The sequence below is a fragment of the Pseudomonas sp. JV245A genome (assembly GCF_032424515.1).
Classification (GTDB): domain Bacteria; phylum Pseudomonadota; class Gammaproteobacteria; order Pseudomonadales; family Pseudomonadaceae; genus Aquipseudomonas; species Aquipseudomonas protegens.
In genome coordinates, this window is the sequence record NZ_VYKE01000007.1 from 14,949 (window position 1) to 28,432 (window position 13,484).

13 protein-coding genes are annotated in these 13,484 nt (G+C 64.5%); 8 read left to right on the forward strand and 5 right to left on the reverse strand.

Annotation, left to right across the window (positions count from 1 at the left end):
• Together F6S12_RS03535 and F6S12_RS03540 are read left to right on the forward strand one after the other, a co-directional pair.
• Nucleotides 1–840, forward strand: a complete 840-nt coding sequence (locus F6S12_RS03535; protein WP_015636799.1) for a hypothetical protein — start codon at nucleotides 1–3, stop codon at nucleotides 838–840.
• Nucleotides 841–963: 123 nt separating this feature from the next.
• Nucleotides 964–1,809 (forward strand): cache domain-containing protein, encoded by an 846-nt coding sequence (locus F6S12_RS03540; protein ID WP_015636798.1) that lies wholly within the window; start codon nucleotides 964–966, stop codon nucleotides 1,807–1,809.
• Between the two features lie 87 nt (nucleotides 1,810–1,896).
• Here F6S12_RS03540 and F6S12_RS03545 read toward each other — a convergent pair whose 3' ends face one another.
• Nucleotides 1,897–3,414: an MDR family MFS transporter gene (locus F6S12_RS03545; protein WP_315868713.1), complete on the reverse strand. Its 1,518-nt coding sequence runs from the start codon at nucleotides 3,412–3,414 to the stop codon at nucleotides 1,897–1,899.
• A 396-nt stretch (nucleotides 3,415–3,810) separates the two neighbouring features.
• Here F6S12_RS03545 and F6S12_RS03550 point away from each other — a divergent pair, with 396 nt between their 5' ends.
• Nucleotides 3,811–4,725: a helix-turn-helix domain-containing protein gene (locus tag F6S12_RS03550; protein ID WP_011063072.1), complete on the forward strand. Its 915-nt coding sequence runs from the start codon at nucleotides 3,811–3,813 to the stop codon at nucleotides 4,723–4,725.
• Here F6S12_RS03550 and F6S12_RS03555 read toward each other — a convergent pair.
• Entirely contained in the window at nucleotides 4,718–4,894 is a 177-nt protein-coding gene (locus F6S12_RS03555; RefSeq protein WP_015636796.1) for a hypothetical protein, read from the reverse strand. The two genes, F6S12_RS03550 and F6S12_RS03555, sit on opposite strands and share 8 nt — an antisense overlap.
• A 141-nt stretch (nucleotides 4,895–5,035) precedes the next feature.
• Nucleotides 5,036–5,941, reverse strand: coding sequence for a LysR family transcriptional regulator (locus F6S12_RS03560; RefSeq protein ID WP_011063070.1), 906 nt, complete (start codon nucleotides 5,939–5,941; stop codon nucleotides 5,036–5,038).
• A 113-nt stretch (nucleotides 5,942–6,054) separates the two neighbouring features.
• On the opposite strand from F6S12_RS03560, the gene F6S12_RS03565 reads away from it, so the two are divergent.
• Together F6S12_RS03565 and F6S12_RS03570 are read left to right on the forward strand one after the other, a co-directional pair.
• A complete protein-coding gene (locus F6S12_RS03565; RefSeq protein ID WP_169891996.1) occupies nucleotides 6,055–6,939 on the forward strand; it encodes an MBL fold metallo-hydrolase in 885 nt (294 codons plus the stop codon).
• 69 nt (nucleotides 6,940–7,008) lie between these two features.
• Nucleotides 7,009–7,623 carry an NAD(P)-dependent oxidoreductase gene (locus tag F6S12_RS03570; protein WP_011063068.1) on the forward strand — a complete coding sequence of 205 codons (615 nt, stop codon included), beginning with the start codon at nucleotides 7,009–7,011 and terminating at the stop codon, nucleotides 7,621–7,623.
• 104 nt (nucleotides 7,624–7,727) lie between these two features.
• Here the strand turns inward: F6S12_RS03570 and F6S12_RS03575 are convergent, their stop codons facing one another.
• The gene (locus F6S12_RS03575) at nucleotides 7,728–8,609 is read right to left on the reverse strand and encodes a LysR substrate-binding domain-containing protein (RefSeq protein ID WP_315868714.1); all 882 of its coding nucleotides are present in this window, start codon (nucleotides 8,607–8,609) and stop codon (nucleotides 7,728–7,730) included.
• 159 nt (nucleotides 8,610–8,768) lie between these two features.
• On the opposite strand from F6S12_RS03575, the gene F6S12_RS03580 reads away from it, so the two are divergent.
• Complete coding sequence (locus F6S12_RS03580; RefSeq protein ID WP_161466176.1) at nucleotides 8,769–10,406, forward strand: 5-guanidino-2-oxopentanoate decarboxylase; 1,638 nt, start codon at nucleotides 8,769–8,771, stop codon at nucleotides 10,404–10,406.
• The gene (locus F6S12_RS03585; RefSeq protein WP_011063065.1) at nucleotides 10,403–11,851 is read left to right on the forward strand and encodes an aldehyde dehydrogenase family protein; all 1,449 of its coding nucleotides are present in this window, start codon (nucleotides 10,403–10,405) and stop codon (nucleotides 11,849–11,851) included. The genes F6S12_RS03580 and F6S12_RS03585 overlap by 4 nt, the downstream gene beginning before the upstream one ends.
• A 7-nt stretch (nucleotides 11,852–11,858) precedes the next feature.
• Here the strand turns inward: F6S12_RS03585 and F6S12_RS03590 are convergent, their stop codons facing one another.
• Nucleotides 11,859–12,788 carry an AraC family transcriptional regulator gene (locus tag F6S12_RS03590; protein ID WP_161466175.1) on the reverse strand — a complete coding sequence of 310 codons (930 nt, stop codon included), beginning with the start codon at nucleotides 12,786–12,788 and terminating at the stop codon, nucleotides 11,859–11,861.
• Between the two features lie 330 nt (nucleotides 12,789–13,118).
• On the opposite strand from F6S12_RS03590, the gene F6S12_RS03595 reads away from it, so the two are divergent.
• Entirely contained in the window at nucleotides 13,119–13,484 is a 366-nt protein-coding gene (locus tag F6S12_RS03595; RefSeq protein WP_011063063.1) for a putative quinol monooxygenase, read from the forward strand.

Below are 13,484 nucleotides of genomic sequence, written 5' to 3' on the forward strand. Positions count from 1 at the left end.
ATGCGTAACGATGCAAACGATGACTTCGACGACGTTCCCAGTCTGCGCGCCGATCCTCTCGACGACGATGTCTTCCCCACCACCAGCGCTGCCCGCGAGCGTACCTCCGTGCATTCGCGCGGCACGCCGGTAGTCAAGGTCAAGAGCCCCAGCACCGGCCCGCTCTGGGCATTGGTGGGCGCCTTGTTCTTTGCCTTCATCGGCCTTGCCTGGTGGAGCTTCCAGCAGATTTCGCTGATGGAACAGCAATTGGTGGCGACCCAGGAAAGCTTCGCCAGGATCAGTGAGGAAGCGGCCGGACGCCTGCAGGACATCTCCGGCAAGGTGGTGGCCAGCCAGACCAATGTCACCACGGACAGTGAAGCGCTGAAGCTGCAGATCAAGCAACTGGAGAGCCGCCTGCAGGACCAGAGCCGACAGCAGCAGGGCGTGGCGGGGCAGGCCACCGATCTGGACAAGCGCCTGGCGCAGATGAGCGCGCAGACCGCCGAACAGCAAGCAGCCAACAGCCAGTTGCAGGCTCAGGTGAAAGCCTTGAGCGGTGAACTGGCGAGCCTGAAAAGCGCCCAGATCGACAATGGCAAGGTCGATGCCCAGCTCAAGAGCCTGGGCGCCGACCTGGCCACGCTGAAGAAACAGGGCAATCCGAGCGCCGCCATCGAGCGTCTGGAACAGGACCTGATCGTGCTCAAGAGCCAGCAGGACAACCGTCCCGCCGCTGCGCAAAACGGTGCCAGCACTGCCGAGTTCGACGCCTTTCGCGGCCAGGTGACCCGCAACATCAACACGCTGCAAAGCCAGATCCAGAACCTGCAGCAGCAGATCAACACCCGCCCTTGATGGGGGCCGCCTTCCCACGCCTGGCGTGGGAAGGCGTCGGTTCACCCCCCGTGTGCTGAATGTTTCCGCATATCCTGCAGCCGTCTACGCTCTTCGAACGCCAACACGAACGAGGAGCGGGCGATGAGACTGTGGCTTGGAAATACCTGGGTGGGCTGGCTGCTGCTGTTGTGCTTGGGCCCGCTGCAGGCGGCGCCGTCGGTGGATGATGGCGCGGCGGCCCGGGCGCTGCTGGAAAAGGCCCTGGGCTACTACCACGATCAGGGCGACAAGGCATTCGCTGCCTTCAGCCGCCAGGGCGAGTTCGTCGACCACGACCGCTATGTGTTCGTGGTGGATACCCAAGGCGTGATGCTGGCCAGTGGCGGTCCCTCGTCGGCGTTGATTGGCCGTGATGTGTCGCAAGTCCTGGGGCCGGACCTGCGCAAGGCGTTCAAGCAAGCGTTGAAGACGCCCGAGGGCAATGGCATCCAGCAGGCCGAGTACCGCTGGCAGAACTGGGCCGACGGCAAGATCGAGCGCAAGCATGTGTATTTCCAGCGGGTCGGCGAACGCATCCTGGCGGTGGGTTACTACCAGCCCCGGGCGTCGGCCGAGCAGGCCAGGGCATTGCTGGAGAGGGCAGCCACGGCCCTGAGCACGGACCGCAACGGCACGCTCAAGGCGATCAACCAGTTGCAGGGCGGTTTTCTTGAAGACGATCTGTACGTGTTCGTGGTGGACATGGACAGCCGGCGCTACCTGGCCCATGGCACCAACCTGCGTTTGCTCAACACCGACTTCGCCAAGATCAGGGATCCCGAAGGCAAGCCGGTGGGCGAGCCGATGCTGGCGCTCATGGCTCGCGAGGATCAGGGCGAATACCAATACCGCTGGAAGAACCCGGTGACCGGCAAGGTGGAGGACAAGCACGCCTACCTGCGCAAAGTAGGGAATCTGCTGGTTGCGGTGGGCTACTACAGCCCTTGATCATGCTGCCCTGCAGCCGCTGCCGCAGGCTGCTTCAGCAAAGGCTGGAGCGCTTCGACCAAAGCGGCTACAGGAGCTCGGGGTGGGTTAACGCGCCTTGTCTTCACGACCGCGCAGCAGGCGATTGGGCATGGCGATCGCCGCTGCCAGCCCCAGCAGGGATACCCCGGCACTGACCAGCAACAGATGCTTGAAGGTCGTCAGCAACTCGGCTCGCAAGGCGTCCCGCGCCGGGCCGGGGGCGGCGTTCAGGCCTTCCAGCAGGGCATTGCCGGAGTGCCCTTCAACCATCAGCCCGGCGCCACCGAGATGGGCCAGGCTGGAATCCTGGAGCAAGGCCAGCAGCAACGCCGACATCAGCGCCACGCCCACCGCCCCGCCGAGGGCGCGGAACAGGTTGGTGGTGCTGGTGGCCACGCCGATATCCCGTTGCTCCACCGAGTTCTGCGTGCCCACCAGGGAGGTGGGGAACTGCATGCCGCCGGCGATCCCGCAGAGCAGCATGAACAGGCCGCTGAGCAGCTCCGACTGCGGCGGCACCAGGGCCATGCCGAGGATCGACAGCGGCATCAGCAGCGCGCCACTGAGGATCATCGGCTTGTAGCGCCCGGTGACCGAGGTCAGGCGCCCGGCACAATAGGCGCCCATTGGCAGGCCCATGGCCAGCGGCAGCAGGTGCAGGGCGGCACTGTCGGCCCCGGCGCCGGTGATGCTCTGGAGGCGCAGCGGCATCAGCACGATCAGGGAAATGGCCTGGAAGCTGGTGAAGAAGATCGTGCACCAGCACAGCAGCGCGTTGCGGTTGGTGAACAGGTGCATCGGCAGCAGGGGTTCCCGGGCCCGGCGCTCATGCCAGACGAACAGTGCCAGGACGATGACCGCGATGGCCAGCAGATCGAGCACTTCGGCGCTGCGCCAGGAATAGCCCTGGCCTACCTGGGTGATACCCAGCAGCAGGGCGGTCAGGCCGATGATCATCAGCACGGTACCGAGGTAGTCGATGATCGGCTTGCGCTGGGGCACCGGCAGCCCGATCAGAGTGCGATGCGCCACCCACCAGGCGCCCAGGCCCAGAGGCAGGTTGATCAGGAACACCCAGCGCCAGGAAAGGAATTCGGTCATGTAGCCGCCCAGCACCGGGCCGGCGACGCTGGCCACTGCGTACATGCTGCTGAAGTAGCCCTGGTAGCGACCGCGCTCCCGAGGCGGAACTATGTCGCCAATGATGGCCTGGCTCACGGAGATCATGCCGCCGGCGCCGATACCCTGAAAAATCCGCGCCAGCACCAGTTGCTCCATGTTCTGTGCCAGGCCGCAGAACAGCGAGGCCAGGGTGAACAGCCCCATGCCGAACAGCATCAAGCGGCGGCGGCCGTAGAGGTCGCCGAGCTTGCCGTAGATGGGCACTGCCACGGTCATCGCCACCATGTAGCCGGAGATCACCCAGGCCAGCAGGCCGACGTCCTTGAACTGGGCGGAAATGGCCGGCATGGAGACGGCGACAATGGTCTGGTCCAGGGCGCCGAGAAAGATCGCGAGCATCAGGGCGATCAACACGCTGCGAATGGCCGGTTTGGGCGAGACGGGCTGTTGGAAGTGGGTCACGAAAGAACCTGCGGGCAGAGATTGACCCGGCGGAGCAAGGCCGGTGGAAGTGCGCTTCAGTGTACTAGATAGGAGCCTACTAGATAGCCATACAAGGAAGTCTCCGGGGATTTTTCATCTGGGCTTAACTGATGGGAACGATGCTCTGTGAAGACCTGGGCGGTCAGACGAAAACGCAGATTATTCGGCGGGAATTAGCTGGTAATGGGACGCATTCTGTATAGTGCCCGGCACTGGGCTGGTGCTCTGAACACCGGCCCGGTCAATGTCCATTGATGTTGCTGTTGCTTGCATTTCGCCCGGGCGTATTCGTTTATCGAAGAGCCCTGGCGGTTGTCTGATGGTTCGCCCGCTGGCGCCCCCGTCGCCCGTCACACTGAGGCCTGGACTGTAGTGATGAACAAGCCTGCCCTTGCGTCGATTCCGGTGTTCAAGCTCTATGGCGAGAGCCTGGACTGGCCTACCCCGGACCTGCTTCATTGCGAGCCCATCAGCCAGCGCAGCCGCGAGCACCATTGGGAAATCAAGCCCCATCGGCATGCCGACCTCTGCCAGTTGCTGTTTGTATACCGTGGGCAGGCGGAACTGGAGATCGAAGGCCAGCGTACCCTGCTGGACAAATCGATGGTCCAGGTCCTGCCGCCGCTGTCGGTCCATGGCTTCCGGTTTTCCGAAGACATAGAAGGTTATGTGGTGACGCTGGCAGCGCCGCTGGTAAGCCATCTGCAAACCCAACTGGGGCAGGGGCAAAATACCCTGGCCAGGCCCGAGGGGTATCCGACGGGGGCAGACGAGGCGTACCTGAACGGTTTGTTCGCCGCCTTGCAGCAGGAGTACCAGGGGCAGCAGCCGGCCCGGGAAATGCTCATGCATGCGCTGGTCAGCATGATTGTGGTCTGGGTCGGGCGCCAGGCGTTGCAGCGCAGCAGTGCCAGCCGGCGTCCCCAGCGGGCCCGTGAGTATTTCAATGGCTTCATCCAGTTGGTGGAAGCCCATTACCGCGAGCATGTGAAGGTCGAGGACCTGGCCCACAAGCTGGGCATTTCCGTGTCGCACCTCAACGGCACCTGCCGTGAACTGGCAGGGCAGCCCGCGCTGCAGATCATGCACGAACGCCAGCTACTGGAAGCCAAGCGGCTGCTGACCTACACCGGGATGACCATCTACGAGATTTCCGCGGACCTGGGGTTTTCCGACCCCACCAACTTCACCCGGCTGTTCCGGCGCCGGGAGGGGATCTCGCCCAAGGTATTTCGCGACCGCCTGAAGGCCGATCAGGCCGGGGACGCCGATTCGCTGACGCTCACCTGAGGGCGTTCAAGGTGGCGTTGTGGGGCATGCAGCGCTCCAGGTTGCAACTGGCGTAGTTGCGCGGTTGCATGCGCGCCTGCTCCACGCGATAAGCGGCAGTACCGTATAGCGCCAGGGTCACGGTGCAGGTCATGAAGATGGCCAGGTACCTTCTTGTCTTGACGTTCATGGCAACGACCTCTGAACCCATACCCCTTTGGTTTAAAGGGGTACTGTTATCAGCATAGGTCAGTTGCGTGGGCTTGCCCGGCCTGTTTGGCAGGGTATTCAGCAGTTGGATCGAGCAGCCTGGCCAGCGCCGTGCATCTATCTACAAACCTTCGTCCCAGAGCGGTTGCTGGGGAAACCTGAGGACCAGGAAGTCGAGCATGCTGCGCAAGGTCGCCGGCATGTGCTTGCGCGAGGCATAGACCGCGTACATGTTCATCGTGCGCGGTTCGGCGTGGGGCAGCAGGCGTACCAGCTCTCCACGCTTGATGTACTCACCGGCCTGGTAGCTGGGCAGCATGGCGATCCCGGCGCCGGCCATGGTGGTGCGCAGCAGCGTGCTGGCCTCGTTGGCGCTGATGTTGCCCTGCACCGGCACCGATACCTGTTCGCCATCCTGTTCGAAATGCCACAGGCTCTTGCCGAAGTAGGAGTGGGTCAGGCAGTTGTGCCGGTTCAGTTCCTCCACCCGCTGGGGCGCGGGGTGCTCTCGCAGATAGGCCGGCGAGGCGCAGATCACCGAGCGGCAGACCGTCAGGCGCCGGGCGATCAGGTTCGGGTCCAGGTCGTTGCTGGTACGGATCGCCAGGTCAATGCGTTCATCCACCAGGTTTACCGTGCGATCGAGCATCTGCAGGTCGATGCTGACCCCCGGGTAGCGCTTGACGTAGTCGGCCACGGCATCCGCCAGTTGCGACTGGCCGAACGAGGTACTGACGCTGATGCGCAGCAGGCCGCGGGGTGCATCGTCCGGCTCGCCGACCGCGGCCTGCATGTCGCTGGACAGCTCCAGCATCTGCCGGCAGCGGGGCAGGATCTCACCGCCGGCGGCGGTCAGGCTGAGCTTGCGCGTGGTTCGGTGCATCAGCCGGGCGCCGACCCAGTCCTCCAATTCCGCCAGATAACGTGACACCACCGGACGCGACAGGTCCAGGTGATCGGCGGCGGCCGACTGACTGCCCAGGTCGACGACGGTGACGAAGACCCGCATTGCTTGGAGACGATCCATGATTTGCCCGCTTTCAGAAACAAACTATGTTCAAGCATCGCATTTTTTGTAACGAGTCTGGCAACTAAGCTCTGTCCATCCCAACCCAGCCAACAGATGCCGGAGCTGCCCTCATGATCGGATTCACTTCACTCAAACGCTTGCTGCTGGCCACTGCCACCCTGGGCTTTGCCGCCCATGCCGCGGCCGCCGAGCCGACCCTGAGCCTGGATGTCTACAACCCGGGCGCCAACGCAATCTTCCCGGTGACCTCGGTGCTGGTCAGCGGCAAGAAGGACGCGATCCTGGTGGACGCCCAGTTCGGCAAGTCCCAGGCCCAGCAACTGGTGGACAAGATCCGCGCCAGCGGCAAGCACTTGACCACCATCTACATCAGCCATGGTGACCCGGACTACTACTTCGGCCTCGACACCCTGACCGCCGCCTTCCCCGACGCCAAGGTGGTGGCTTCGCAGCCGACCGTGGATCACATCAAGGCCACGGTGGATGGCAAGCTGGCGTTCTGGGGCCCGAAAATGGGTGCTGACGTACCGGCCAAGACCATCGTGCCGGGCGTGCTCAAGGGCCACAGCCTGACCCTGGAAGGGCAGAAGCTCGACGTCATTGGCCTGGACGGCAAGCAGCCGGACCGCAGCTTTGTGTGGATCCCGTCGATCAAGGCGGTGGTCGGTGGCGTGGTGGTCGCGGAAAACATCCACGTGTGGATGGCCGACACCCAGACCCCGCAGTCCCATGCGGACTGGCTGGCTACCCTCAAGACCATCGACAGCCTGCAACCCAAGATCGTGATCCCCGGGCACTTCCTCGGTGACAGCGCGCGTTCCCTGGCCCCGGTGCACTTCACCGCGGACTACATCAAGGCCTTCGACGAGGAAACCGCCAAGGCCAAGGATTCCGCCGAGCTGATCGCGGCCATGAAAAAGCGTTACCCGGACCTGGGCGAGGACAGCTCCCTGGAGCTGAGCGCCAAGGTCGCCAAGGGCGAAATGAAGTGGTGAAAACGGTTTGACCCGCTCCCTTGTGGGGGCGGATGCCTCTGTACTCTCTTAGCCAACTGGAGACATGTCATGAGCAAGATCGCAATCATTGGTGCCACCGGCCGTGCCGGTAGCCAACTGCTGGAAGAAGCCCTGCGTCGCGGCCACAGCGTGACCGCCATCGCCCGCAACACGGCGAAGATCGGTTCGCGTGCCGGCGTGGTCAGCCGCGATGTGGATGTGGCCGACAGCGCCGCGCTGCAAGCGGCGGTGGCCGGTCACGATGTGGTGATCAGCGCGGCGCATTTTTCCAGCATCGCTGCCAATGCCATCATCGACCCGGTGAAAAAGGCTGGGGTCAAGCGCCTGCTGGTGGTAGGCGGTGCCGGTTCGCTGTTGCTGCCGGGTGGCAGCAAGGTCATCGATAGCCCGGGCTTCCCGGAGGAATACAAGGCCGAAGCCAGCGCCGGCGGGGTGTACCTGGAGACCCTGCGCAAGGAGCAGGACCTGGACTGGACCTTCCTTTCGCCATCGGCGGAGTTCGTCGAGGGTGAGCGTACCGGGCACTTCCGCCTGGGCCAGGACGACCTGCTGGTCAGCGCAGAGGGCCGTAGCTGGATCACTTTTGCCGACTACGCCATCGCCATGCTCGACGAGGTGGAAAAGCCGGCTCATAGCCGTCAGCGTTTCACCGTCGGTTACTGATCACTGGCCGATTGACCCGTTAGCCGCCTGTTGCAGGCGGCTAACGGGTTGTTCCGGCAAGCGTTGAAGGCCCCTCGCGGGGCTTTTCGCTGTCTGCCGGTATTTCAGCGCTGCCGGGCCTGTTCCACCAGCCAGTCCAGCAGTTCCTGCAGGGCCGGCGAAGGCCCCGGGCGCTCCGGGTACACCAGGTAATACGCCTGCCCTGTCGGCACCTTCAATTCAAAGGGCATGACCAGCCGCCCGGCACTCAGGTCATCGCCAATCAATGCCCAGTCGCCAATCGCCACGCCTGTGCCCTGGGAGGCCACGGACATCGCCAGGTCCAGGGTCTCGAAGTGCTGGCCCTTGCCCAGGGTGTCCAGGGGCGTGCCAGCGGCCTTGAGCCAGGTTTGCCAGTCCCGTTGATCATGGGAGGGGTGCAGCAGCAGGTGCTGTTGCAGGTCTCTGGGGCTCGTCAGCGGCACCGGGCCTTCCAGCAGGGGCCGGGAACAGACCGGAGTCAGCTGTTCATTGAACAGGTGTCGCGAGCCCAGGGTCGGTGCCGGTGGCGCGCCGTACATGACCGCGGCGTCGAACGGCTCGCGGCCGAAATCCACGCCATGGGCAATGGTGGTGGTCAGCTGCACCGGTACATCGGGGCGCTCCTTCTGCCACTGCAGCAACTGCGGCAGCAGCCAGCGCATCACGCAGGTCGGGGCCTTGAGCCGCAGGTTGCGCTTCTGGCCGCCGATCTCGTCCACCGCGCCATTGATCATTTCGAACACCTGCTGCACCCGTGGCAGCCATTCCAGCCCCTCGGCCGTGAGGCTCAGGCCCCGGGCCTGGCGCAGGAACAACGGATAGCCCAGGTGACTTTCCAGCCCGGCGATCTGCCGGCTCACCGCTCCCTGGGTGATGTGCAACTGCTCGGCGGCGCGAGTGAAGTTGCAGCACTGGGCGGTGATCAGAAAAGTGTGCAGCGCGGGCAAGGGAGGAAGGCGTTTCATGGCTGGCCGAGGCATGACGTGGGGACATGGCTAGTATGACTTTTTATCCATTGTTGCGGCTACAGGCCCACCGTTCCAATAGCCCCTCTATCGGCGCCCGCAGGCGTTTTCCAGCCTGTGGCCGACGTGCGGTTTTCCTCCAATAAGAAGGGCGATGAGATGGCGACGTGCGGTGAAGTACTGGTCAAGCTACTGGAAGGTTATGGCGTCGAGCAGGTGTTCGGCATTCCCGGGGTACACACCGTGGAGCTGTATCGCGGCCTGGCCCGTTCGCCCATCCATCATGTGACTCCGCGCCACGAGCAAGGCGCCGGCTTCATGGCCGACGGCTACGCCCGAACCAGCGGCAAGCCCGGTGTGTGTTTCATCATCACAGGCCCCGGCATGACCAACATCACCACCGCCATGGGCCAGGCCTACGCCGATTCGATTCCCATGCTGGTGATCTCCAGCGTGCAGGCCCGCAGCCAGTTGGGGGGCGGGCGCGGCAAGCTCCACGAGCTGCCCAACCAGAGTGCGCTGGTCAGTGGCGTGGCGGCGTTTTCCCACACCCTGATGTGTGCCGACGAGTTGCCAGCGGTGCTGGCCCGGGCCTTTGCCCTGTTCCAGGCCGGGCGCCCACGCCCCGTGCATATCGAGATTCCCCTCGATGTGCTGGTCCAGGACGCCGACCACCTGTTGACCAGCGAGCCGGTGCAGATCGCCCGCGCCGGCGCCGCCCCGGCCGCTGTCGCGCAGATGAGCCAACTGCTGGCCAGTGCCAAGCGGCCGCTGATTCTCGCGGGCGGGGGCGCCATCGATGCCGCCCCGGCCCTGACCCGCCTGGCCGAGCTGTTGCAAGCGCCGGTGGCCCTGACCATCAATGCCAAGGGCATGCTGCCTTCGGCGCATCCGCTGCTGATCGGTTCCACCCAGTCCATGGTGGCGACCCGGGCCCTGGTGGCAGAGGCCGATGTGGTCTTGGCCATTGGCACCGAGCTGGCGGAAACCGATTACGACGTGACCTTCGCCGGTGGTTTCGAGATTCCCGCTACCCTGCTGCGTATCGATATCGATGCCGACCAGACCGTGCGCAACTATCCGCCGAAAGTGGCACTGGTGGCCGACGCCCGGATCGCTGCCGAAGCGCTGCTGGCGCAACTTGCCGGGCTGGAATTGGCAGCGCGTCGCAGCGACTGGGGCCAGGTCCGCGCCGCCGCCTTGCGCAGTGAGCTGAGCCAGCTCTGGGACGGCCCGACCCAGGCCCAGACCCTGTTTCTGCAGACCGTGGTCCAGGAACTGCCGGATATTGTCCTGGTGGGCGATTCCACCCAGCCGGTGTACAGCGGCAACCTGACCTTCAACCCCGAGCAGCCACGACGCTGGTTCAACTCCTCCACCGGGTACGGCACCCTGGGTTATGCCTTGCCGGCGGCCATTGGCGCCTGGCTCGGCGGCGGTTCGCACGCCAGCCAGCGACGGCCGGTGGCCTGCCTGATCGGCGATGGCGGCTTGCAGTTCACCCTTTCGGAACTGGCCTGCGCGGTGGAGGCTCGCACCCCGATCATCGTCCTGCTGTGGAATAACCAGGGCTACGAAGAGATCAAGAAATACATGGTCAACCGCGCCATCGAGCCGGTGGGCGTCGACATCTACACCCCGGATTTCATTGCCGTGGCCAAGGGCCTGGGCTGCGCCGCCGAGCGCATCGACAGCGTCGAGCAACTGCGCGTGGCGCTGCGCTCGGCGGCGGATCGCCAGGGCCCGACCCTGATAGAGGTCGATCAGAACCGCTGGACCCAAGGAGTACAGGCATGAGCGCGCAACCCCTGTTGAACGGGCTGTACATCGACGGCCAATGGTTGGCGGGCAGCGAGCATCTGCAGGTGATCAACCCTAGCACCGAGGGCGTACTGGCCCAGGTTGCCGGTGGCGGTCCCGAGGCCGTGGAGCAGGCGCTGTGCGCTGCCAGCGCCGGCCTTGCGCGTTGGTCGCACAGCAGCGGGGCTGAACGTGCCGCGGTCCTGCGACGGATTGCGGCCGGGGTGGCCGAACGCCGGGAGCAACTGATGCACCTGCAGTCGAGCAACAACGGCAAGCCGCAATTCGAGGCCGCCATGGATGTGGACGATGTGATTGCCACCTTCGAGTACTACGCCGGGCTGGCCGAAGGCCTGGATGCCGCTCAGGACGCCAACGTGGCACTGCCCAGCGAGGCCTTCAGTGCCCGCCTGCGCCGCGAGCCCTGTGGCATCGTCGGGCTGATCGTGCCGTGGAACTTCCCCATGGTCACCACCGCCTGGAAGCTCGCTCCGGCCCTGGCCGCCGGTTGCAGCGTGGTGCTCAAGCCCTCCGAAGTCACCCCTTTGCCGGAGCTGGAACTGGCGGCAATCATCGCCGGCAGCGGCTTGCCCCGGGGCGTGTTCAACCTGGTCTGCGGCACCGGCCTGGCGGTGGGCGCGCCCCTGGCAGCCGACCCGCGAGTGGCGAAAATCTCCTTCACCGGCAGCAACGCCGTGGGGGTCCAGGTGATGCAACGCGCGGCGGAAACCGTCAAGGGCGTGAGCCTGGAGCTGGGGGGCAAGTCGTCGTTGCTGGTGCTGGCGGATGCCGATCTGGATCTGGCGGTGGAGCTGGCCTGTGGCGGCGGCTTCTTCAACGCCGGGCAGATGTGCTCGGCCACCAGCCGGGTGCTGGTGGCCGATGAGTTGGCCGATGAGTTCCTGTTGCGCCTCAAGGCCCGGGCCGAAGCCATTCGTGTGGCCGACCCGTTCGACCCGGAGGTGGAAATGGGCGCGCTGGTCAATCAGGCGCAATACCGGCGGGTGCAGGCCCATATCGAGGAAGGCTTGAATGTGGGGGCCAAGCTGGTCTGCGGCGGTGGCCGCCCGGCCGGCTTGCAGCAGGGGTATTTCATCCAGCCCACGGTGTTCACCGAGGTGCCGCTGGACAGTGCGCTATGGCGTGAGGAGATCTTTGGCCCGGTGCTCTGCGTGCGCAGTTTCAGCAACGAGCAGCAGGCCATCGAAATGGCCAATGACAGCGAGTTCGGCCTGGTGGCCAGCGTAGTGGGAGCGGATGCAGCGCATGCCGAGCAAGTGGCCAATGCCCTGCAGGCCGGTCTGGTGTGGATCAATGCGCCACAGGTGATCTTTCCCCAGACGGCGTGGGGCGGCTACAAGCAGAGCAGCATCGGTCGTGAACTGGGGCCCTGGGGGCTACAGGCCTTTCAGGAAATCAAGCATGTGATCCGCGCTCGTTAGGCAGGCCTCAGCTGCTCACCCGCAGGCGCGCCATATCCCGCAACGGCGGCGCGCCGAACAAGCGGCTGTACTCGCGGCTGAACTGCGACGGGCTTTCATAACCCACCCGATAGCCCGCCACCGAAGCCTCCAGCCCCTCGGCCAGCATCAGCCGCCGGGCTTCTTGCAGGCGCAACTGTTTCTGGTACTGCAGCGGGCTCATGGCGGTCATGGCCTTGAAACGGTGGTGCAGGGTCGAGACGCTCAGGTTCACCTCCCGGGCCAGATCATCGATGCGCAACGGGTGCACGAAATTGCCGTTGAGCCACTTGATGGCCTGGTTGACCCGGTGGCCCTGGCTGTTGGCGGTGGCGATCTCATACAGGCGGTGGCCCTGGGGGCTGCGCAGCAGGCGATAGAGAATTTCCCGGCGTACCAGCGGCGCGAGCATGGCGATGTCTTTCGGGGTATCCAGCAGGCGGGTCAGGCGCAACACCGCGTCGAGCATCGCCGGGTCCAGGCGCTCCACGTACAGGCCGCGCCCGGTAGGCCGGGCGGGTACGCCGATGGGGCCGGCATCGGCAATCAATGCATTGATTTCCCCGGGGTCGATGTCCAGGCGCAGGGCCAGGATCGGCTCCTCTGGTGAAACGATCGCCACCTTGCCGCTCAGGGGGACGGAAACCGAGACCACCAGGTAATTCAAGGGGTCGTAGTTGTAGCTTTCATCGGCCAGGCGTACTTCCTTGCGGCCCTGGGCCATGATGCACAGCGCCGGCTGTGCCAGCACCGAACCGAATTGATGAGAGCTGCTGTGGCGCGAGACGAACAACGAGTCGATGGCCGTGGCGTAGCTGCCGTCCTCGGCGGTGTTGCGTGCAATGATCGCGGCCAGTTCCACGCGCTGCCGTTCCATCCCCGGGGCCAGGGGCGGTGGCGGGGTTTCCAGTGATGGCATGGGGCAGCCTCCGAGTGTTTGCAGTCGGCACAGCTTAAGTTTGTGCAAGAAGCGCGGGTAGGCGAATCCTGCGTAAAACTTGCCTGATCCTGCTGCTTGCGCGCGCGATAGGCAAGATCAGCCGATGCTCCTGAGCTTCACTTGCTTGAAACACCGTTGTCATGCTTTTGCCCAATGGCGCGGAGTCGGGGAGGGAGCAAAGGGCTTGTCGCAGGATTGGGCAAATCAACGGCAGAAATCGACTAACGCGCGCGAGGGCCTGCCCCGTATCGTTGATCCTGTCGCAGCCCGTCCCATGGCTGCCTCGACAACACCCTGGGAGGGTCGCACATGTCCACGCATATTCCCGTCAGTCACATGGCCTTTGTCCGAGCCCGGGCCGGGCGTTCCAAGGAGCTGGGTGCGCGTTTGAGCAGCCTGATCGAACCGTCCCGCCAGGCCTGTGGTTGCCTGCATTTTGCCCTGCAGCATTCGCAGTGCGATGCCGACCTGTGGCTGGTGTCCGGTTTCTGGAGCAGCCAGCAGGCGATGACGGCCTATTTCAATTCCCCGGCCATGGCGATCTTTGCCGAGCTGGTGCAGGACCTGGTGGTCAACAGCCTGGATTTTCATACCTTCAGTACCGTGTCGGCGCTGCAAGCCCATGGCGAATATCCGCAACTACAGCAGGCGCCGGTGCACAAGCTGGCCAGTTGA

Coding starts and splice junctions, on each gene's coding strand:
- F6S12_RS03585 (WP_011063065.1), top strand. CDS start 10,403: ATGAGCGCGCAACCCCTGTTGAACGGGCTGTACATCGACGGCCAATGG.
- F6S12_RS03575 (WP_315868714.1), bottom strand. CDS start 8,609: ATGAAACGCCTTCCTCCCTTGCCCGCGCTGCACACTTTTCTGATCACC.
- F6S12_RS03535 (WP_015636799.1), top strand. CDS start 1: ATGCGTAACGATGCAAACGATGACTTCGACGACGTTCCCAGTCTGCGC.
- F6S12_RS03555 (WP_015636796.1), bottom strand. CDS start 4,894: ATGAACGTCAAGACAAGAAGGTACCTGGCCATCTTCATGACCTGCACC.
- F6S12_RS03580 (WP_161466176.1), top strand. CDS start 8,769: ATGGCGACGTGCGGTGAAGTACTGGTCAAGCTACTGGAAGGTTATGGC.
- F6S12_RS03595 (WP_011063063.1), top strand. CDS start 13,119: ATGTCCACGCATATTCCCGTCAGTCACATGGCCTTTGTCCGAGCCCGG.
- F6S12_RS03540 (WP_015636798.1), top strand. CDS start 964: ATGAGACTGTGGCTTGGAAATACCTGGGTGGGCTGGCTGCTGCTGTTG.
- F6S12_RS03550 (WP_011063072.1), top strand. CDS start 3,811: ATGAACAAGCCTGCCCTTGCGTCGATTCCGGTGTTCAAGCTCTATGGC.
- F6S12_RS03565 (WP_169891996.1), top strand. CDS start 6,055: ATGATCGGATTCACTTCACTCAAACGCTTGCTGCTGGCCACTGCCACC.
- F6S12_RS03590 (WP_161466175.1), bottom strand. CDS start 12,788: ATGCCATCACTGGAAACCCCGCCACCGCCCCTGGCCCCGGGGATGGAA.
- F6S12_RS03570 (WP_011063068.1), top strand. CDS start 7,009: ATGAGCAAGATCGCAATCATTGGTGCCACCGGCCGTGCCGGTAGCCAA.
- F6S12_RS03560 (WP_011063070.1), bottom strand. CDS start 5,941: ATGGATCGTCTCCAAGCAATGCGGGTCTTCGTCACCGTCGTCGACCTG.